Annotated in this window: 13 protein-coding genes; 6 read left to right on the top strand and 7 right to left on the bottom strand. The window is 41.9% G+C overall.

What is annotated here, in order from left to right:
- Window positions 1-558: 558 nt before the first annotated feature.
- The 4 genes from GDK41_RS18530 to GDK41_RS18545 form a co-directional block, all read right to left on the bottom strand.
- Window positions 559-10,707, bottom strand: a complete 10,149-nt coding sequence (locus GDK41_RS18530) for a tandem-95 repeat protein (RefSeq protein ID WP_152087956.1) — start codon at window positions 10,705-10,707, stop codon at window positions 559-561.
- Between the two features lie 21 nt (window positions 10,708-10,728).
- Window positions 10,729-11,502, bottom strand: a complete 774-nt coding sequence (locus GDK41_RS18535) for a hypothetical protein (RefSeq protein WP_152087957.1) — start codon at window positions 11,500-11,502, stop codon at window positions 10,729-10,731.
- A gap of 70 nt (window positions 11,503-11,572) precedes the next feature.
- Window positions 11,573-12,364, bottom strand: coding sequence for a hypothetical protein (locus GDK41_RS18540; RefSeq protein WP_152087958.1), 792 nt, complete (start codon window positions 12,362-12,364; stop codon window positions 11,573-11,575).
- Window positions 12,365-12,526: 162 nt separating this feature from the next.
- The gene (locus GDK41_RS18545) at window positions 12,527-12,862 is read right to left on the bottom strand and encodes a hypothetical protein (RefSeq protein ID WP_152087959.1); all 336 of its coding nucleotides are present in this window, start codon (window positions 12,860-12,862) and stop codon (window positions 12,527-12,529) included.
- 370 nt (window positions 12,863-13,232) lie between these two features.
- Here GDK41_RS18545 and GDK41_RS18550 point away from each other — a divergent pair, with 370 nt between their 5' ends.
- Together GDK41_RS18550 and GDK41_RS18555 are read left to right on the top strand one after the other, a co-directional pair.
- Window positions 13,233-13,523, top strand: coding sequence for an ArsR/SmtB family transcription factor (locus GDK41_RS18550; RefSeq protein WP_152087960.1), 291 nt, complete (start codon window positions 13,233-13,235; stop codon window positions 13,521-13,523).
- 53 nt (window positions 13,524-13,576) lie between these two features.
- Window positions 13,577-13,993 carry a permease gene (locus GDK41_RS18555; protein ID WP_152087961.1) on the top strand — a complete coding sequence of 139 codons (417 nt, stop codon included), beginning with the start codon at window positions 13,577-13,579 and terminating at the stop codon, window positions 13,991-13,993.
- 127 nt (window positions 13,994-14,120) lie between these two features.
- Here the strand turns inward: GDK41_RS18555 and GDK41_RS18560 are convergent, their stop codons facing one another.
- The gene (locus tag GDK41_RS18560) at window positions 14,121-15,095 is read right to left on the bottom strand and encodes a transposase (protein WP_152087962.1); all 975 of its coding nucleotides are present in this window, start codon (window positions 15,093-15,095) and stop codon (window positions 14,121-14,123) included.
- 740 nt (window positions 15,096-15,835) lie between these two features.
- On the opposite strand from GDK41_RS18560, the gene GDK41_RS18565 reads away from it, so the two are divergent.
- From GDK41_RS18565 to GDK41_RS18580, 4 genes are all read left to right on the top strand, one after another.
- Window positions 15,836-18,217: a LamG domain-containing protein gene (locus GDK41_RS18565; RefSeq protein WP_152087963.1), complete on the top strand. Its 2,382-nt coding sequence runs from the start codon at window positions 15,836-15,838 to the stop codon at window positions 18,215-18,217.
- A 192-nt stretch (window positions 18,218-18,409) separates the two neighbouring features.
- Window positions 18,410-18,700 (top strand): ArsR/SmtB family transcription factor, encoded by a 291-nt coding sequence (locus GDK41_RS18570; RefSeq protein ID WP_152087964.1) that lies wholly within the window; start codon window positions 18,410-18,412, stop codon window positions 18,698-18,700.
- 50 nt (window positions 18,701-18,750) lie between these two features.
- Entirely contained in the window at window positions 18,751-19,731 is a 981-nt protein-coding gene (locus GDK41_RS18575; protein WP_232056576.1) for a permease, read from the top strand.
- Window positions 19,732-19,742: 11 nt separating this feature from the next.
- Complete coding sequence (locus GDK41_RS18580; RefSeq protein ID WP_152087966.1) at window positions 19,743-20,897, top strand: M14-type cytosolic carboxypeptidase; 1,155 nt, start codon at window positions 19,743-19,745, stop codon at window positions 20,895-20,897.
- A gap of 136 nt (window positions 20,898-21,033) precedes the next feature.
- Here GDK41_RS18580 and GDK41_RS18585 read toward each other — a convergent pair whose 3' ends face one another.
- Together GDK41_RS18585 and GDK41_RS18590 are read right to left on the bottom strand one after the other, a co-directional pair.
- Window positions 21,034-21,756, bottom strand: a complete 723-nt coding sequence (locus GDK41_RS18585) for a hypothetical protein (RefSeq protein WP_152087967.1) — start codon at window positions 21,754-21,756, stop codon at window positions 21,034-21,036.
- Window positions 21,757-21,819: 63 nt separating this feature from the next.
- Window positions 21,820-22,896, bottom strand: a complete 1,077-nt coding sequence (locus GDK41_RS18590) for a type 1 glutamine amidotransferase domain-containing protein (RefSeq protein WP_152087968.1) — start codon at window positions 22,894-22,896, stop codon at window positions 21,820-21,822.
- Window positions 22,897-22,995: the final 99 nt, after the last annotated feature.

A 22,995-nucleotide genomic window follows, 5' to 3' on the forward strand; every position in this document is an offset into this window, starting at 1 on the left:
CGGTTGGTATCAACAAGACTTACCTGTCTTTTACGTGCTGTTGCCATGGAAGCTGCCTACCTTTTAATCTCATAAATAAAAGATAGGCAATGAATGAAAAATATACAAATAAAAGTGGATGTCTGATTTAATTTGATCTTATTGCACAACTGGTTGATTCAAAGATTAAAATTCAAGCAGGATAGATTAGGTAAAACGACACGAGGCGACTAAAGTCACCCCGATTGGTCAGTATTGTTTGACAACGGCTGAGCGTCCATATATGTCTTGTTTATTTATAATTTAACGTTTCGAATAAATCTTAAACTTTTTACATAATAGATAATAAACCCCTACAAAAGTTATCACGCTAGTCACTAACAGGTAATTACCATACAATTCCACTAAGTGAACCAACTCGAATTCAAAAACTACGAACAACAGTAAAGTATGGGATAGTATTATGCACATTACGGTTGTAATGATAGCCGCTGGTTCAATCCAAAGTTCAGGTTCTTTCTTATTAAATATCTTACACAATATATAAAAATATTTTCTTAACATAATTTTTCCTGCTGTTTAGATACCATGCTCTTCTTCACGTCTGCCTAGGATTGAACGATATAAATATTCAGTAAGGTTTCCTCCTGATAAGTAATCAGCTCCGTAATAAATAGCTGCACCAGCCCAACCTATAGGCCCAGCAAAAGCTAAAGTCCCAGCTGCAATATCAGCAATACCATCAAGCCCTCGCAGCGCCATTTTTTCTACCGATGAATCTTTTTGTCTCATATTGATAAGATCCATAAAAGTAGTTCCGGCAGTTATTGCGCTACCGATGATAAATGCATAGTTACCAACTAACCTAGCCTTATCCCATATTTTACCATGGTTCCTAAACCTATCAGACCACCTATTTTTTGTTTGACCATAGGTATTTTGAATATAACCTGCGGTTAAACCTGCTGGTGTAATGAAATTATCGTTCAACTTCCCAAGCGACAAACCGTCATCTTTTGTTACGTCATGAACTGTTTGATAGGTTTTCATGCCTTTATCATTTTTACCCGTGTATTCCCAACCACTATTTTGTATTGGAGTGGGGTTTTGTTCAGCATAAGACAGTATATTTTTAGATAATGAGTCTAGGTTCCCACCTTTCTCCTTCTCACCCTCACCACCAATATCTGTCGTCTCTTTTGATGATGGCGTGCTAGATGTACCTGCTCCATTTGACTTCTTGTTATGATAATTAGTCCAACCTCTCGCTAACGACTTATCTGCAAAGTTCGCACGGTTTATTGCCCTTTCTTCGCTATTATCATAGGTTGCAATACTCAAATTACTTGAAGATGCTTCGCCAGCACTTTTAACATGAGAACCTGTTAATTTCGCCTCATACCCACTCGGATCTGTCCCCGCCAACGGATTATTCATGATATACGAATACGGATTTATCGACTGACTATTCCCCGGACTCTGTATAACAGGGTCCACACTCATAAACCGTCCAAGGTTATAATCATACACCCGCCCGTTCATATGAATAAGCTCAAGTTCATCCAAATGCTCGTGGTCAGTAAAGCCGCGGTTAGTTTTAGCTAGGTCTTTATCTTCAAGTTGCGATACCGCTTTTGACCCCCCACTGCTTTGCCTTGGCTTACCAAATGGGTCAAAGTTACGCTCGGCAATTACTTTACCATTACGGTCGGTAAATAAGCGTGCGCTCCCTAGGCGGTCTCTATGGGTGTAGCGTATTACAGCGCTTTCATTACTGCCTTGGCTAACAACCGCAATATCGCCAATATACGCACGCCATGTGGTTTTACTGCCTTCAACCTCTTCTTCATAAGCGCCTGCGTAATAAGTGGTGGTATTACCTTTTACTTGTTTAAAGCGCATATGGTCAGGGCCATACACAAAGGTGCTCGTGATACCATTTTTGGTGAGTGACGTTGGTTTGTCCATGGCGTTGTAAATGGCGCTGGTGAGGCCATCACCTTGGGTCATATTACCGCGCGCATCGTAACTAAAGTCCACCCAAGTACCATCGGTTTTATGCACCTTTTTAACGGCATTAGGCAACCCATCTTGCAAAGTGCCATAGTTGTATTCTGAAGCATAATCAGACTTTTTAGTTAAGTTGCCCACCGCATCATAAGCGTAACTAATGGTGGGGATACCATCTATTTGGTTGCTGGTTAAGCGGTGCAAATTATCATACTCATAGCTTTCGCTAAAGCTGTGTTGGTTATCAAAGCTGCCTGTGGTTACCGTCATGGCTTTTAAGTTACCAAAGCCATCGTATTGAGTGTAATTCAGCGACATCAGTTGGCCACCGTGTTCCGTCTCAGTATAGCTGCCAGTCATTTGCCCCGACGCTAAAGAGTAAAACTGCTTTTGTGTTAAGCCATTACCCAGTGTACTTTGGGTGATATTACCTAAAATATCTTGAGTTGTTACGCTTTGATATACATAGTCGTAGGCGGCATTTTTAACTGACTCTTGATAACCTAAATCGTTATAGGTGTACTCTAACGTTAAATCATTCGGGTAGCGCACGCCTTTTACTCGGCCATAGTTGCCGTCATAGAAGGTGGTGGTGGTGTAGCTTTTACCACTACCTGCTACGGTATGGCTACTTGGGCGACCGAGTGCGTCAAAACCATACGTATGAGTTACACCATTACCGCTGGCGCTGGTCATTTGACCGTAGCCGTTAGTGCCATCATAGCTGTAACTGAGTGTTTGCTCTCCGGTTGCGCTGCGCTGAGATACACGTCCAAGCGCATCGGTTAAATAAGTCACTTTCGTGCCATTACCACGCACTTCTTGTTGCAGCTCACCAAAGCCGTTGTAGGCAAAGGTAGTTGAGCCTTGGTTCGGGTCGTCTACCTTGGTTTTACGGCCCAGTGCATTGTAAGTGGCTTTAATTTGATTGCCTGCAGCATCTTCAATGACCGCTGGCAACCCTAAGCTATTATAGCCGTAGTAAGTATTGCCATTTTTCGCATCTTGGGTGTGCACTAATTGCTTTAGGCTATTATAAGTGCGAGACATTTGCCCAAGGGTAATGCTGTTACAACTTTCACTCACATCTATGGTGGTCTGTAGGCCACTGTAGCCATAGCTCACTGTCATCGTCCCAGTGCTAGATTGGCCACATTCTTGTGCAACGGTTTTGGTGGTTGGCCGGTTGAGCTCATCAAAACCTGAGTAGCTGGTGCCTATCCTGTTGCCACCTGATTTATAAGGCATCGACTCAAAGGAGGTTCTGCCTAAGTGGTCAAAGCTCACATCTTGATAAACCCACGTGCCATCAAACGCTTGGCTGGCAGTACGAATGGTTCTACCTAGTTTATCTTTGTATACACGTACTTCAGGTGCACCTGCGCTGCTTTGTTTAACCACCATCACCGCGTGTGCAGGTTTGTGTTCATCACCAGTCACCGACTGAATCGCCGTGTACTGAATTGGCATACCATCAGTTTTTTGGCTAAACGGGCGATGGAATTTATCGTAGCCGTAGCTGGTGCTCACCCAACCTGTGGCCGACACTTGGCGCAGTTGCTTAGTCGGTTGCCCTGTTGCCACGTCAGTATGAGTCGTTACCTGATGATCTTTAGCATTGGTGACTGTCAGCGGGAAGTAGCCGTCACTCGCCTCACTGGTGCCGTTTTTAGAGTAGGTCATGCTTGTAGTGCGCGTGCTATCAACCCACGAACCTGCACTATTGCGCACCTGCGCGGTTTCACTCACTGAGGTAGGTAAACCATAAATATTATAAATCGTCGTTGTGGTTTTCCCTTTGCCAGAGCCAGTGTCGCCCACTTTGCCAGATACCGTCACCGTTTTAGGCTTGCGGTTTGCTTGATACTCACTAAATTCAGTAACAATACTTACTTTGCTATCTAACACTGTATTGGCGCTATCCATTACAGGGTCATCACTGTTTCGCTCGGTAATTTTTGACTTAGTCACAGTTTTACTTTCAAGCTTATGTGGCCACCACGTCTCATTGATAGTATTACTACAACTGGCAGTGTCATCCACGGTTGCTTCTGTAGTGGTTATGTATTTACCCCATGCATCACTGCGGGTTTGTGTTGATTTGGTCACATTACCACATTCGTCAATCGTATCGACGGTTAATGCATTGGTAAACATATTGGTATAACTGCTATCAATGTCTCTTTGTATGGTGGTTTGCTCTGATAAATACACATAACGCCCTGTCTTTTCCCATGTATTATCGGTATGACTTATGGCGGTTGTTTCTGTGGTTGCACTTGCTAGTAACTCATTGCTACGTAAAGTGTAATCAGCTGCTTTAAACTGCGCTTGGCGGATGAGCTTACCTTGATATGGGAATATCTGGTCAAAGTCAGAGCGCGTAACCACCCCTAACGCCACATCTTTTTCAATTACCGATTTAAAGCCCATAAAACCACGGCCTTGCGCGTTGTACATTGCACCATAATAACCATACTGTTTGGTACGCGTACTCCCCACCCCATTGCTTTGCTCAAACTGTGTGACCACATACATGCTCGAGGCAAAGTTAAAGTAACCTTGTTGGTTATCGGTGTTGGTTGCCCCAATCTCATAATCGGTGCTTGAACTGGATAGTGGACGTTGCGTCCATTTAGACACCACCCCAACGCCATTTTCAACCTGCTGCAGCATATCAATTGGCGCGTAATCAGCCCCTGATGTGCCACCACCTGCACCATAGTTGCGGTTGATGTATATGCCTTGAACTTGAGCGTGTTGGCTAAATTGGGTGTTAACTTGTTCTTCACCCATCGAGTGGGTACCACCTAAATGGTGATTAAATACCAAACTGCGCAAACCTGTACCATAGACATCAACAAAGGCTGAGTCATAGGCACTACCAATAAAATCGGTTGGTACTTTTGTTATGGCATAGGTACCATTTTGGTTTTTACTAAATTTAAGCGCGTCAAATTGATAAATGCTTTTATCATTTCTCTGTGCATTTATCGGGGACTGTGCTGCACCTTCCCCACCTTCCCCAGGAAAGTAATTACTATATATATTTGCACCGCAGCGCCTGTCTGCTCTGCCAGCATTGATTACTTTATGGCATGACTCGTAAACTCGGGTTCCCGGCATCAGTAACTCAGGTATACCATCGTAGTCTATGTCTTCAATCTTGAACGCGGCATAGTATTTAGGGATATTTCGTACATCAGTACCATCTGAGCCATTACTGAAACTCTCTAGCCGATTCTCAATACCCGCATTACCTTCAAACGTATCCTCTGCACTAAAGTTAACTCCCCCACCTTGGTTTAAACGATAGCTCAAACTGTGCGTGGCGCCTTCAGAGTTCCCGCCAATCCAATCGGGTAGTCCGTCTCCATTAATATCAATAAAGTAACTTAAATTAGGCGTAAAAGGCGAGCTATCAGTTTGCTCAAATGGCGACTCCACAGCTTTTTTATAATCATCATCTCCTAACCAGAACTCTATTGGTAGAGGTTGAATATATGCCGCTTTCTCTGCAAAACCAGTGCTTGCCAACATCACATCTAATGTCCCATCGCCTGAAATATCCCCCACTACGCTAAGCTCAGTCAACAGGCCGGTAGGGGCACCCTCTGGATAAGTTTTTAACTGCCAAGAGTGAGAAGCTTCACTCTCATAGGGTGAGTTAATATTTTTAGTATGATAATACAGGTCTACATTCGGTTGTTCATCAGAAATAAACACTAAAATATCTGGGAAACCATCTCCATTAAAATCACCAATTTGACGAATATGACTATATTGCTTTAACGCCGATATTTTCTTTGCAGGCATATTAATGTCGGTATTGAATTGTTTGCCGCTGCTGCTCAGTTGAAGTACTAACTTATTTGCTTCAACACGCCACTGATCACTTTTACCATCTTGGTCAAAATCGCCGTCATGACATTCGTGTTGTCGAGTGAATATGTTTAATCGACAGGCATTAAAGGTGAGGGTATTCGCCACGGCATTGCCTTCGGCATCCACATAGTATCCTTGCCAGTCGCGCACACCATCTGCATTATGGTCACCTCGTGGTAGCACCGACGATAGGGTTTCAACGCCTTGATAAAGCATTGTACCGTTAGCATCACTCATTGGCTCAAATTTAAGTGTTTGTGCGCTGCTGTTTTGCCATGTAAATGTGGTGGCAGGTAAACAGTTAGAGCTATCAACACACAATTTAATGCTCGTTAGTAGGTCGCGCCCTGAAATAGCACTGGTGGTATGATCTAATTTATATTGGCGTACCAGTGAATTATTAGAATACACCCCAATTGAACTAAGTAACTGGGTAGATTCATAATAGCCCCCTGCCACATAACCTGAGCGTGCTTGGCTGCGTGCTTTATAGTTAAACTGCACATACTGGCTACCCGTTTTTGTTTGTTCGTTACCCGTATAAGCAATTTTACTCAGTAGCTTTTCACCTAAGCCGCCATTGCTGTAGCTGTAATGAATGTAATTATTTGCGGTTGCATCATGTTGATAACTGATAAGCCATGCATTGGTTTGAGCTCTACCGTTGTGAATAACGCGAGCGTCGTTATCTTGCCCAAAGTAAGCCGTTGTGCCATCTGCATATTCGGCAATAAAATCGGTACTCGTACCATTTATAGCACCTGATTGCGTTACTCGCACAAAGCTTTCTATTTCAGTGCGATATATCGTGTTATCTTCGCCATAGTTGCCCGATACAGCAATCAATCGCTGGCCGTCTAAACATAGACGGTCGTTGTCGTTATATTGCGGGTTTTGAGTAAAGCCATCTTGCGCATAGGTGGCGCTACAGCGACTAATTTGAGACCCTGCCGATAGGTTAAAGCCCACACCCGCAATGCCACTACCTGAACGCGACGAGTAATTTAAAGACACACTTGGCTGCACACCATTGCGACCCGGTGCAATTTGAATCGGTAAGCTATAACTTGCTGCACCGCCGCTTACGCTAGCTTGGCCACCGAAGGTGCCGACGGCACTGATGTTTGGCGCCGAGATATCGGAAAATTCAGCATCGTTTAGCTCTTTTGCTGAGATGGCGGCATAGCCTAATGTCGAGATATCACTCTCTACCTTAACCCAAGACGTACAACTGCCATCACTAAAGCACACTTTAATGCGGTAAACTTTACCCTCAGAATTGCTCAGCGCTAAGCTTGTCTCGCCATTTTCAAGCGCTTCTAACTCACTCCAATCAAGCGAAGTCATATCGCAGTTGCTTGCATCGGCACACGCGGCACTTTCAATCACCACACGGGTGGCCCCCGGCACACTTGGCCATGTAAGCTCAGCACCACTGTTTTGTGGCGCAAACTCTTGGTTTATTACCTCCACACGCTGCTCTGTTAGCCAACTATCGCTGCAAGCTTTATGTGTCACATCAACGTTACCACACGCTTGCGCAAAAAATCGGTAAGTACCTGACTCTGCAAATAAATATTGATATTTGCCAGGCGCTTTAGTAAATGGCTTTGCGCTGCCACTCGAGCTACTCGCCAGCTTTACCTTCTCGGTTGTGTTTGGCTGCATCACATACAGAGTTGCATTCAATGCCAACGTAGCTGGGCTTTCAAATTCCCAAGTGATCTGCTCTGTACTGTCAATAAATGTACGCGCAGGCACAGACACTTGCAGCTTCGGTGTGTCAGCAGGTAAGCCTACCGTTTGATACTCATCTGTGGGGGCTGACCATGCAGAACATGTAGCTCCTGTACATGAGCGAATTTTGTACGAGCGAACACCACCATCTAAGTTGTGATGGATCACACGATTAGTTTCTAAATCGTCACCATGCGGAACGCTGAATCTTCCCGGCTCGCTCCAGTTATTATCATTAAACTTTACTGAAATATCGTAGTATTCGACTCCTGGAACAGGGCCCCACTCAAGGGTTGTGGTGCTTCCATCTACAATAACATTGTGGATCCACACTGGGACTTCTAGTTTGTTTGACTCAGCTGACCAGTCGGTACATTTAGACAAGTCACTATTACAACCTCGTACTTTATAAATTCGATATCCTGAAGGTAAGTCTGACCAAGAGATACTCTTGCTATCGCTAATAAAGCGACCAGGTTCGGTCCAATCATTGGTGTTGTATTTGACTTGGATATCAAATTTACTTTGTATTGAGGTATCCCAACTAACAGCAACATCGCGACTCCCAATAAGCAATGCTCTAGGGGGAGCAATATAGTTTTTCGTTACAATAGATACTGGTGAGTATTCTGAGCAACCAAGTTCATTACAAGCTTTGACTTTATAGCTTCTTAAAGCTGCAGCGATGTTACCCCACTGAACTTCAACCTGTTCACCACTATAATCACTATCTTCAAAACGATAAGGCTCTGGTTGCGACCAGTCATTGTCGTTGACTTTTACAGCCAACTCGTAATATTGACTGTCTATAGTTTTATTCCAAGTGACCTTTATATTTTGCGAGTCAAGATAAACTCCTGGCGCCGCAGGTGCATCAGGTTTAGTACGGATAGTGATTTGTTCAGAGAACTGAGAATAGTTACTGCAACCAAGCTCATTACAAGCTTTCACTCTGTACTTTGAATTTCCACGAGGTTGGTTTATGAGTGTAAAAACGTTATCTTCAGTGGTATGTTGCTTCTTAATTGGCTGCTCATTCTGCCATTGGCTATGTGCTTCAACTAAGTAGCTCGTTGCAAAATCTACATTACCCCATTGCAATTGGACATCTCTGCCATTTACAACCAAAGTTGGTGTTGTAGGTACAGCTGGTATAGGTGGCTTAACAACTACCGTACCTTTATTTGACTGAAGTCCTTCATTATCTGTTACCCAAAAAGCAAATATATCGGTTGCAAACCGCTGGTTTGGAATATACTTAAATACCCCATGAGGTTTACCTGGTACTCTAACTAATTGACCATTATTGGTTTTATTATTTGTAATGCCCTGCGGTGACATAAACTGATAGGTGAACTGATCAAGTAAATTAGGGGATTTATTCGCTTCTGGATCGCGTACTAACTTGCTTCTGAAGTCAATCTCTACTCCCTCCAGTTCAGAAAGTGTTTGTTCAAAATCTTCTGCAACGGGAGCTTCATTTACGCTAATTATTGGCACAGATATACGATGAGTATTAGAAACACTTACACCATCGGTTACTTTGGCAAATATATTTAGTACATTTTCTTCGTAAAATGGGTCTATGGTAACCAAGCCACTTGCTTCATCAAATGTATAATACCCTGGCATATCTTGCACAACTAAGCTAAGCGCATCATTGTTACTGAAAGACCCTTTGTATCTAATGTATAAATCATTGATTGACAAACTAAACGCAGAGTCTTCTTGAACTGCAGCTATGTCATGATGGCGTATAATAACTGGCGAATCTTTGTGCTCTTTAATATCTATTGTAATATCGCCGCGCCCGGAGGGTGCACCATGTTCGTCATATACAAAGAAAAACACATTATCCCGACCTACAAATCCGCTTGGTGGGGTGTATTCAAATACATCATCTCGCGCCCCCGGCACATGTACAAAGCGACCACCTTTGTCTGTCCAACCACCATGGTCTTCACGAACCGCATTTTTTGAGAAGATATACTTAAACTCTTTCAATCTTGGATCATTCCTACCAAGGGGCCAAAAATCGAAATCGGGATCATGCATCATTCCGCGCATATAAATGGTAAATTTCTCGTCCTTAACAGACTCCCAGATAATTTGCCCCGCTTGAGGGTGATCATTCACCTCATTTACCGTGATTTTTAGCTCAAATGTACTCGAGAGATGCTTACCATCAAATAGTGTAATTGGAATGATTAGCTCGCCATTAAAATTGGTAATTGGGGTGATTGTGAGCCCGTCAAATGTATAGTTCTGCCCTTGGGTAACTTCGAGTGTGATATCTTCGGGTAATGAGTCTCTATCGATATAAGTAATGTGTTCAATATCGAGCGTGAACGAGGTATCTTCGTCCATCACCAATGGTTGTTGTGCTGTGATCTCAGGGGCTGTTTTATTTTCTTTTAAAACCGTGATCAGTACTTTGGCACTTGCGGTTGCCCCTGCGGAGTCCTTAATTACGTAGTCGATCACATCGCTACCATCAAAATCAAAGTAAGGCTGGTACTCAATTGCGTTACTTTTCACAAGCACTTGACCATGTTTTGCGCTAACTTGCGTAATGGTTAATGCATCGCCATCAACGTCACTATCATTGTCGAGCACGTAAACGAGTGTTGCTGTATTTGCGATTAAAGTCGCTGCGTCGTTTTTTGCTATCGGCGCATCGTTTACTGCGTTAACCGTAATGTAAGCAAGGCCTGTAACAGGGTTAGAGCGACCGTCGTAGAGCATGTAGGTAATTTCATCTTGCCCTGCAAAATTGGCGGGCGGAATATACTTTACTTGGCCGTTTGGCAGCAGTAACACTTCACCAAATTTTGCACTGACAGAGACTATTTTAAGCGTGTCTTTATCTGCATCTATATCGTTGCCGAGCAAATCTAATAGCGAAGTTTGATCTTCACTCAGAGTAATATGGTCTTCGGTAACAGTGGGCGCGCTATTGTCTTGCGCATTATCGCGCAGGTTTTTAAGCATAAATTGTAAATGGGTTGGAAAATCAAACCCCGCCGATAGCGCAGGCTTAGCACTTGCACACAGTAAAAAAAGTGCGCAGCTTAAAATAACTCTAGTTGCGGTCATCCCTTAAAAATCCTTTTATTATTATTTAATCCAACAAGGGGTTTTACCACATAGAGGATGTTCTGTTTTTTCTAGTTTTACGGCTCTGTTATGATCCTGAGCAATATAACTTTGATTTCGAATACAGCTGTTATTTTGAATTATATACACTGGTTTACTACCATGGCTACTCAGGCGATTAGCCTCGCTGTTTAAATCAGAAAATGTGAAATATTCACCTACGTTTTTAAAGTAAGATAGGACTGGATAACCATAATAATCTTTATACGGGTCAACTTTACACTCAGGATCTAAGAAATATAGAGACGAGAAATTTTCGGTAGTGCTAGGAGAATAAAAAACAATCGTTTTCGTTCCTTCAACTGGAGAGTAATAGTATGTGTTATTCGCCGCTGATAATATTTTACCCACTTTAGTCACCCCATCCCCTTTATATAACCATGCGCCACCTGAACCTGTTGACTTATTACTATTTGTGCTGAGTGAGAGGCTTTGCACTTGCTCTACATCGGCAATTGCTTCACAGCGCCCAGCAGATTGCACTGATACCAACTGCTCTTTAGACACCGCCGTTACCAACAAGCTATACATTGCTTGCCCTTGAAGGGAGTTTAAATTAATCGCCCAGTGATTTTGCTTATCGCTGTTTACACAACTAGGAACGGCATGGGTTTTAGGTTCAGATAAAGTAAACGTTGCTACATCACCTGATACATTCAATTCGGCCACAGTGGATGCAGCCATGGCTGCGCAAGGGGCTAATAAAGTAAAAAAAGCAGTGCTAAGGTATCGCATAAAGTAGGATTCTTGTTGTTTGTTAGTCGGGTGAATTAATATGGTATTTCGCCGGTTGACGCGGCCTGTATTATTTAATAATACAGGCGCTTTCGCCGCACAGGTCATGTGGCTTTGTGACCACTTTAACTGCTGCAGTGTAATCACTCGCAACTCTATTCGAGTTGGTGCAAGTATAATTAAACTCATGATATGGAGGTATTTGCTCAAGATAAAACACAGGTATATTCCCTTTTGTATACAGCCTATTTTCAGATTGAGACCCGCTTGTATGGTAAATATATAAATCTAAACGTCTACTGTAAGATGGAATGCGATAGATCGTTCCGTCAACATAAGCATCACCAGTACACTGAGCGTTTAAAAATAGCATGTTTTGATTGTCTTCATACAGCGTATAACTATCCGCACCTTTTCTTCCGTCATCAGGTACGTAGTAGTAACTATTATGCTGGGGCATGGCTACAATATTCCCTAATTTAGTTACTCCATCGCTTTTATACAGCGCCGGCCCCTGTGCTGTTTGTGCTGTTTGGCTTACATTGAGTGCTAAATATGCCGCCTGCTCTACATTTGGCAATGCTTCACAACGGTTTGCAGATGTCACATCTACTTCCATTCCTTTCGATACCGCCGTTACCAGCAAGCTATACATCGCCTGCCCCTGTAGGGAGTTTAAATTAATCGCCCATTTATTTTGATTATCACTACTTACACAGCTAGGAACTGCGTGAGATTTTGGATCAGCTAGCGTAAAGATGGCTGTTTCACCTTGTACCTCTAACTGCTTAATTTTTGATGCAGCATGGGATAATAAAGGGATAAATAAAATAGTTAGTAAGATAATCAGACGATACGTCATTGTATAAACTCTCAATAATTTAAATTAAGTTTTTCAACCCAAGTTGATTAACTTTATGTATTTACCATCACGAATGAGCACTAATTTGTGTTTGGGTATTTACCTACAGCAAGACTGCTATAACGGCCATCTCGCTGGTATAGCGTTAGTAGTATCGATGCGTTAATTACTATAAACGGTTACTTTTTTAACCAACTCAACGTTTGTGTCAGCAAAGCAACTTTTCTCGCCCTCAATGAGCACAGGTGTTGCACTGTCAAATGCGCCTAGCAAAATACTGAACATATTGGTGCTACCTTTGGCGTGTAAATCAATTAACCAGTGGTCAAGCTGCTGTGAGCTAACACACGCAGCGGCTGTTATCGCATCACGCTTTGGGTGGGTTTTAAATAACACTGTGTCGTTTTTTATTTGCACATCGGTTACTAAGTACTGTTGTTGCGTGCCAAAACAAGCCCAGCTCGCCAAAGCAGTCAACACAAGTAATAAAGTTTTCATTTTTTGCATCACTATTAAATAGGTTCTTCAGTCACTTTAAGTCGTTATGCAAAATAGTTTAGACGGGTATAAGCAGGTGGCATAACGGCTGAGCACCTGATTTAACTGCAGCTAAAAAAGCAATTCTCGACTAGAAAAAACAAAATGGGAACAACGGCTGACAATGGTATCGTTTTAGGTAAAAAAAGCAACAATGTATTTCCTTATGGTACAAATATTTAGCAGTCATAGAGCCGTTAATCAGTGCTATCTCTACATCAGTCAAATATTTACATCGACCTATGTGGATGATTTTATACCGCCTCAATAACATTTCCACAATTATAGAAATATCTTGCTTTTTTAAAATACTCCTCATACACTACCAAGCATGAAAATTGAACAAGCAGCCACGCAGTTGGCTGAGCTGGGTCATGTTACTCGGCTCGAAATATATCGTATTTTGGTTCGTGCAGGTCAAAATGGCTTGGCGGTGTCGGCTATCCAGCAGCAATTGGATATTCCGGGCTCTACCCTGTCTCACCATATCTCACGCTTGGTTAAAGTGGGTTTAGTGAGTCAAACCCGCGAAGGCCGTGTGCTGCGTTGCCAAGCACAGTATCAACAGCTCGAAGGGCTTATTGCCTTTTTATCTGAAGAGTGTTGCGCCGATAGCTGCTAAAAAATTTAATCTATATTTCGATAATTCTAGAAATATAAAAACAGGAGAAGGTGATGTTTACCTCAACACAATGGCAAAGTGCCATCGAATTTTTTATTGGTGCCTTTATAGAACTGGGCATCCTATTTGTGCTGATCAGTTTTATTGTGAGTATCGTTAATCATTACTTACCCATGAATAAGGTACGCACCTTGCTGTCGGGTAATAAAGGCTATGGTATTGCGATGAGCTTGGGGGCCATTACCCCCTTTTGTAGCTGCTCTACTTTGCCCATGATGGTGGGATTGCTTAAAGCCAGAGCTGCATTTGGCCCAGTGATGGCATTTTTGTTTACGTCACCACTGCTTAACCCATTTATTGTAGCGTTATTTTGGGCCACTTTTGGGGCATATAAAAATAACAAGACAGCCATTTTTAAATTAACAAGGCAACGAATAAATTGCACCCGTTACTTTGATATTTCTACTTAAAAAGCGCCTCTTCAATCTACTTTTTGCTTTTATCCGAGAAATTTGGCGTTAATTGCAAAGTGCTAGGCAGAGCTCTACCTACTTTGACAGCATGATTGTGGTTACGAATTTAGGGTTGTCACGTGGTTTAGCCGAAAAGCTGCTCGCAATGACTAATGCCAGTTCGCCGTTTTACTTCTAAATGCGTGTAATAACCATCCAGCTTATTGGGTCGCCCTACTGCGCCTTTGAACACTTTGGTAAATTGCGTGGTGAGCTTTAGCCAGTTTTCAGGGGCGATGTTTAGTCTCTCTAAAATAGGGAGAGTGCGCTGCTCTATGTATCCGCGTTTGTCTTCTCGCATACAACGACCTGTGAGTTCCACTAACTCTAAGTATGACTTTAACTCAAAGGGGAGCCCTTTGGGCATGTGTTTTCTGGGGCTGCCTACAAAACGGGCGAGTTGTTTGGGTTGTTTTGCATCTTTGGCGGCTGTAATTCGCTTTTGTACGCTGGTGTGCTCAGACTCTTCTGGGGTTTTTGCCATTTTTGCTCTAATGGGATTTAGGTCTACATACGCCATGCATGCAGCTACTGCGGCTTCATCTAGCAGTGCTTGGGATTTAAACCGCCCTTCCCAAAATCGGCCTGTGCAGTTATCTTCTTTATTGGCTTTTCTGGCTATATCTTCATTAAGTACTCGCATAAACCAACTGATATCCGCCAGTCGTTCACGATAATCGGCAATGGTACGATTTAAAAAGAATTGCTGTGCCTTATCTAGCTTGTCGCCTTGTAGATATTTTTGGGTAAGCAGCGTACCTTTAAATAATTTGTGCCAACGTATAAGTATGGCTTTATCATTCAACCGTTTTGCTTTTTTATCATCTACATACAACACAATATGCGTATGGTTACTCATCACCGCATAGGCACATACATCAATACAAAATACTTTGGCCAACGCCAGCAGTTTGTCTTCTACCCATTGTCTGCGATGCTCATAGCTTTTGCCTGTTATCGAGTCATCACCACACAAAAATGCACGGCGAACACACCGTGATATGCAGTGATAATACTTGGTATCAACAAGACTGACCTGTCTTTTACGTGCCGTTGCCATCGAAGCTGCCTACCTTTTAATCAGATAAATAAAAGATAGGCAATGAATGAAAAATATACAAATAAAAGTGGGTGTCTAGTTAAATTTTGTCCCATTTATTTTTATTGAACGTTTATTGTTAGCACCTAAAGCTACTCCCAGAACTATTCAACTTGAGCCAATAAAGCCAAACCATTGATTTAAAAGCTTATTAATTTATATTTGTCCTTTTTGATACAAAAAGAAACATTCATATCAGAAATGCTAGAAAGTAGATCTCGGCAAATTAAAGTGATGCCTTTATTGTATAAAATTAAAAGGAACAATTATGAAGTGCAAAACAACAAAGCTATCAATGCTCTTAAGTGTAATATTTTCTAAGATAATATCCGCACAACCTCTCGACCATGGCTCAGAACTTTCTGGTAATTCTGCTCTAGAAAACAGTAGGGTTACCCCTCAACTTTCTTTCATAATCTCAACTGGGACTGGTGCTACCTTCTCAATATATGGAACTTACGTTGATATTCAAAGAAACCGCAATACACATACGCGTCATGAAAAGCATGCTCACGTACTAAATCGAGCCAAAAAAATAGGCTTACTAGCTAACCGAATAAATCAGTAATGATTTACTTGGGTAGTGTCCGAGCCCGTTGTATTTCAATCATGGTCTATAGACCCAAAAGATATGAGAGTTAACGAAGATTGTGGCCCTCTTATCAAAGTATTATAAATAAAACTATCATAAAGGAAATAAGATGAAAAAAGTAAGCAGCTTAGCATACTGGACATTTGCATCAGTATTGACCACTTCTGTAGCTACAGCTAAAACAGAAGACGCTTTTGAAAGCTCGAGCTTTCCAATTAACCAGCCACATTATTTTGATGAAAATGACAGTTTGTCAGGTGGCATTGGGACAAGCGCTTTTGATCCTGTGTCTGTAGCAGTCGCAATCGTGATTGGTGCATACCAGATATATCAAAAGCAAGAGCAAATAGATCAGGATGCGGAATTTTATAAAACAAGTCTGGCCCAGCATCAAAAGTTTGCTACCGAGACTATTAGTTTGCTTAATCAAAACTTAGATTTAACAAAAAAAGTTCTCGACAAAATTGATGAGCAAAACTTTAAAGCTGCGTATCAACGCGTAAGCGAGTTCAAAAGAGACTTTAATATATATTTAGGAGATATTAAACACCCTGAGGATAGATACAAAATAAGCAGGCAAAAAGATATTGAAAAACTAGAACGCTATACCAAGTTAGCAAGCGATATTATTACTATCTATGACACCGCAAAAAACACCAACCTCCTGCAAGAAGAGCAGGTTATTACTTTTATTTCTGATTTATTAATGATGGCTCATAGCTTCTATGTTGAGGCTGGGTTTCAAGAGGTCAGGCGTGAAGAAGAAGATGGCTTAACCAAAGATAAAATGGAAGTATTGGCTGACTATGTCTCTGATCAAATGATTGGCATGTTCGAGACACCGAATCACAAAGGAACAACGCTAGTAGATATTCTAAATCACATCGTAGTTAATATTCCTGCATATTCAGTTGAAATTACGCGCAATTATTTAAGAAGCTCTACAGAACAGAGGAAAAATATTTTTAAAAATGACTATGACGTGAGTTACCTACCTATCCTCAATGGAAGTAATGTTACTGCGAAACTACTTGATGGCGCGTTTGTAAATAAGGTTTCTGGGTGTGTCTATAAAGTAAATCCATACTTTAAACATGGACTTTATGGTTACAACATATGGAGCCAGAGAGAAGCTAGAATGAACTTTGAAATTAAAGGAAGTGCTTTTAGTCATCTGATTGGCTCTGCTGGTTATCTATTCAAAAGAGAACCACAAAATTGTGACTTCCCATACAGTGAAGACAACTCTTCAGCCGTTAATCATTTTTTGAAAAACAAATTAAATTTTAATGATTATCCTGAACTAGTTATGCCAGTTTATATTAAGGAACTAAATGAGGTTTATAAACCATTGAGTAACTCTATGCGATCAATTCTTGATATGTATGATTACAAATATGGCGATAGAACTTGTTATTACCAGAGACAAAAATGTGGAAAAGTGGAGTATATAGACAAACTAGCAGTGATTAAAACGAATATTGCAGCTCCTTATGATGCAAAAGTGTATGTACCTGAGCTTGAGCTCTCTGTATCTGTTAACGACAAAGGCACTCCAATCGCGAGCTGGGCACTAAAAGGCAACCCAGAATATGATTACCAGCCACAGTGCGCTATGTATAGAAATGGAATATACACAGGTAATATTCCAAGCTCACAAACCAATTGGGGACTCGGGAAACTATTTAAAAATGAGACTGTGTATTTATCATGCAAAGTCACCTTTGATTATGGCTCAGGTTACGAGCATACAATCAATGTCAACTCTCCGCGCTATACTCATACCCATGAATCAGCTCTAGATGAGCTAATGGGTGATGTTTTGGATATTAATGTGACAAGGAATGATAAGGATGAAACGGCCATTTATGATTCTTCTAGTAACAATTTTAAAGGGTTGATTGAAGGGAATGTAGATTTCGTGCCAGGGCGAAGAGGGCTTCCTGATCAGGCGATTAGATTCAATGGCGCTGGTAGAATCGTATTTCCCGCATTTAATAATTATTTATTCGGTAGTAATTTTACGGTCAGTTTATGGGCAAAAAGAACCGGAGGGTTTGATAGCTATGCAGGCTTAATAAACACAGGTTATGCCAGCACAGGCCGCTGGGAAATAAGAATGGGCTCAGAAAATAGTGGGCAAAATATAGGTGGTGGCGTAGTCACCCAAAATGACCCTTCAGTGTGGGATCATTCACTTTTATCCATAAGCAACAATGAATGGCATCATATTGTAATGACTTACAATGGAGAAGATGTGAGGTTCTTTATTGATGGAGTTGAGCAATATGGCCGAGACCAACAAGGTACACCCGATTTTGGACCTGTGGTGTATAAGGATAAGCCTTTAATCATTGGCCAGGCTGGCTGGGGAACCATGAATAATCCCGAGTATTTTATTGGAGAAATTGACGACATTAAGGTATTTAGCCGCGCTATCGAACTCATTGAAGTCAAAGCGCTACATTTAGCTAGAGACTTATATGAATAATTTCAATAAATTAAAAGACACTTTGTAAGCTAAGACGAACCAGCGAGCACTTCGCTGGTTCATCTAGTAAGTAAAAAGTAACAAACCAACCATAATTAAACGCCTTTCACATATTTAATACCGCCTCAATAACATTTCCACAATTATAGAAATATCTTGCTTTTTTAAAATCCTCCCCATACACTACCAAGCATGAAAATTGAACAAGCAGCCACGCAGTTGGCTGAGCTGGGTCATGTTACTCGGCTCGAAATATATCGTATTTTGGTTCGTGCAGGTCACAATGGCTTGGCGGTGTCGGCTATCCAGCAGCAATTGGATATTCCGGGCTCTACCCTGTCTCACCATATCGCACGCTTGGTTAAAGTGGGTTTAGTGAGTCAAACCCGCGAAGGCCGTGTGCTGCGTTGCCAAGCACAGTATCAACAGCTCGAAGGGCTTATTGCCTTTTTATCTGAAGAGTGTTGCGCCGATAGCTGCTAAAAAATTTAATCTATATTTCGACAATTCTAGAAATACAAAAATAGGAGAAGATGATGTTTACCTCAACACAATGGCAAAGTGCCATCGAATTTTTTATTGGTGCCTTTATAGAACTGGGCATCCTATTTGTGCTGATCAGTTTTATTGTGAGTATCGTTAATCATTACTTACCCATGAATAAGGTACGCACCTTGCTGTCGGGTAATAAAGGCTATGGTATTGCGATGAGCTTGGGGGCCATTACCCCCTTTTGTAGCTGCTCTACTTTGCCCATGATGGTGGGATTGCTTAAAGCCAGAGCTGCATTTGGCCCAGTGATGGCATTTTTGTTTACGTCACCACTGCTTAACCCATTTATTGTGGCGTTATTTTTGGCCACTTTTGGGGCAAGCCTAACCATCACCTATGCTTTTTTTGTGATTCTAATGGCGTTTTCCTCTGGTTTTTTGCTGCAATACTTCGGCTTTGAGCGTTATATTCGACCCGAATTATTTATCGACCAGCCTAATGCCAGTACCCAATGTGGTAGCAACTCATCAGCATCATCATGCGGGGATACAAACGCAACATGCACACCTGCTGCTACTTGTGCACAGCCAAAGCAATCTAAGCTCTCGCTAGGTATCACACTCTTTAAAGGGGCACTCTCACAACTCAAAAGTATGTTGCCCTACATGATCTTAGGTATAGCCATTGGTGCTGTTTTGCATGGCTTTGTACCCAGTGAGCTGTTTGCTTCTCTTAGCGGCATGCACACCATTTTACTTATCCCTGTTTGTGCACTGGTTGGTACCTTTTTATATGTCAGAGCGTCAACCATGATCCCCATTGCTGCCTCTTTGGTTGCCAAAGGCCTGAGTATGGGAGCAGTTATGTCTTTAACCATTGCAGGAGCTGGGGCGAGTTTGCCAGAGATGATCATGCTTAAAAAGCTCTTTTATTGGCCGCTGCTGCTGGCGTTTATTGCGCTTATTTTTATCACTGCTTGCCTTACCGGTATGAGCATCGAACTACTTAATTTACAACCTTAGGGAGCAACATCATGGCACAAGTACATATCGATACTGATTTTGATGGCGGCGCAATTGAAGTATTAAGCGCCAAAAATGCACAAAACATCTTGCTCAATATCAAAAAAGACAGCCAAGCATGTACAAAGCAATGGTTTTATTTTGCTGTACAAGCAACGCAAAGTGAGTTGCACCATGTTGTTATTGCTAATGCTGATGAGGCTAGCTTTGCCAACGCATGGCAGGGTTATCAAGCTTTTGCCTCATACAACAACCAAGATTGGTTTAGGGTAAACACGCACTACCAAAATGGTCAATTACTGATTGAGCATCAAGCAACAGAGCACACGGTGTATTACGCCTACTTTGTGCCTTATACACAAGCGCAACAGACTAAGCTAAGCCAAAACATGCAATCATGTTCGAACATAAATGAGCAAAACATAGGTTACTCCGTTCTCGGTCAAGCTATTAAACTAACTACTTTTGGCAATACTCGCTCTGATGCAAAAAAAATATGGATCATCGCCAGACAGCACCCAGGCGAAACCATGGCGCAATGGATAGCCGATGGATTACTTAATCACTTTTTGAGCAATGCCGAGCAATTTACACAAGAAGCGCACAATATACGTTTTTTTGTGGTGGCCAATATGAACCCTGATGGCAGCAATTTAGGCAACCATAGAACAAATGCCGCGGGTGCCAATTTAAATCGCCAATGGCTAACACCCGACTTAAACACCTGCCCAGAAGTATATTGTGTAAAACAAGCGATGGAAGCAACAGGTGTAGATTTGCTGGTTGATGTTCATGGTGATGAGCAACTTGCTTACAACTTTATGATGGTTGAAGGCCAGCACCCGGTTGGAGAGTCAATAAAAATAGCGCTTGCCAAACGCAATCGCCATTTTCAATTGCGCTATGATTACGCCAATCAACCTTGCTCGAATAAAACCGGCTGCTGTGGACCGTCAGCCGATAAAACATCGCCTTGTGATACCCCCTGTAAATCGGCAGCTACGGCGACATCCTATGTGTATCAACAGTTTGATGTGCCAGCAATTTTACTTGAAACATCGTTTAAAGCGCTCAATACCCAGCATAATCAAACGGCATGGGACCATATTGCTTGTCAAAACTTAGGGGCAGACCTACTTGAGGTATTACACGCGCAATTTACCTAGCGCTTCACAACTTATACCGCAGGTACGCCTTTTTTACTTCACAAGGCGCATTATAAAATGCGCCTTGTGCCTAAAGTAAAACTTGTTTACTCGAAGTAAATCAAGCAATAACGCAAATTAGTTCAAGACAATGTGCTCATTGCCCAACATAGCGATAATCATAAAAAGTATCTGTGGATACTTCATTAATTTCTGTAAAAAATGCAAAGCGTCCCTTCATAGCAAGCGCTTGCTGTTTTAACAACACCGAATCGTTGATATTAAGAAAGCTAAAAACGAGCTTAAGCTCATGAATAGATGCGGTAAATACGGGGGAAAACGACGCTGTATTGACTACTTCAATCGTTTTAATGTAGCCATTATTTTTGTCGTAGATGAGCGAGCCTTTTAATACTTTGCTTGCATCTTCTCCCAATTCCTCAATTTTTACATCAAAATTTGCATATACATACTGTCTATCCTGCGCAGTAAACTTAAGTGTATCAAGCTGGATCAGCGATCGTAGTTTAACTGAAAACTGTTGCTGCTCTTTGCTCGCCAGCTCTTGTTTATGCTTAACGAACTCTATACTTTGTTGCTGCGACGGTTTTTGCTCATTAATGCTCAGCAATTGCCATTGTTTGGGGCGCTCTAGTGAGGGATCAAACAACTCAATCCGGTTCGTGATATTCCCTTCTTCATCTTCAAAACGTTCAACACGATATGACCAGTCTTGTGGTTGCGTACGCTCAAATTTGTCAATGGCTAGCTCAACTCTCTCCTTTAATGCAGTTAATGTGGAGTGGGGCTCAAAAGTGCTCGCAAATGACAATCCTGAACAAGTTAACGATATTACAAATAATACAAAATGCGCTTTCATAGCTTGATACCTACTTTTATGATCTTAAGAGCAGCCAGCTCAATGTTATGAGCTGCATAGAACTTACTGTTGCGATGCCTTGACGGCTTGAGCAAGGCTTAAAATATCCATACCTTTACCAAGCTCAAACTGCATCAAAGCTAAAAAGCTATGCATTACAAGCAGCATTTGTTGGTAGCTATGCGACTCAGAGGTAATCTGAGCTTTTGCGGCAGCTAAGCCTAATTTTTCATAAGTCAGCAGCAACTCAACTGAGCGCTCTTCGGGTGTTTTTTCTCTCGCTTTGGGCTCATACCCCAGTGCTAACACCACCTCTTCAGCCATTGTCCACACTGACCATGGGTTTTGTCCCGTAATAACGTTGCCATCACGACTCACCTGTTCAAGATAGTCAACACCGGCTTGAAACTGCGCCCCTTGCTCTATTAGCTTATCTTCCAATAAAAATGGGAATACCTCTTGCGCATCCGGAATCAAAAATAACTCTTCTTGATTAGTAAACGCACTTATTTTTTTCTCGGCTAACAGCATCTTGCCGTTGTCTAATTGCACATTAAGTAAAGCAACAGGCCCATGACAAACAGCACTTACAACTTTATTGCTTTGATACAAAGCTTTGGTGATCCGCTTAATATCTTGGTTATCTGCAAAATCATACATCGTCCCCTTTCCGCCAACATAATAAACTGCTTCGTATTCATCAGGGTTAATTTCGGCCAAGGGGATAGAGTTTTCGACCTTGTTTTGAATTGCTGGGTCATTTAAAAACGCATAATCATATTCCCCCATATCGTCTCCATCGAGTACCACAGGTGGCTTACCGCCTTTAGGGCTGGCGATATCAACATCAAAACCATTAGCGCTAAATACCCAGTAAGCGCGCGCAAGTTCAGTATGCTCATAACCGGTTGCTTTGCCATTCCACATAGTATCTGCACTGGTTACAACCGCGAGAATTTTTCCTCTGTACTCGGGAGTACCTTCATTCAAATAAGACAGGTCGCTTGTCTGAGCCTGTTTTATTGCTTGAAAGTGCGCTTTATCAGGCAGCAACGATTTCAAATACGCTTTTGCACCTGTTAATGAGCCCCAACCAAGTACAAATAAAACGATGATACTTATAATTATTTTCTTAAGCATGATGATTTCCTCACGTGTCAGTTGAGGTATTTTTGCAAGTGATGAGTGAAATGAATGTGAAATCAGGCAGATATGGGGCAGTGCTCAGCTAAGCTGGCA

The sequence above is a fragment of the Pseudoalteromonas sp. A25 genome (assembly GCF_009176705.1).
Lineage (GTDB): Bacteria > Pseudomonadota > Gammaproteobacteria > Enterobacterales > Alteromonadaceae > Pseudoalteromonas.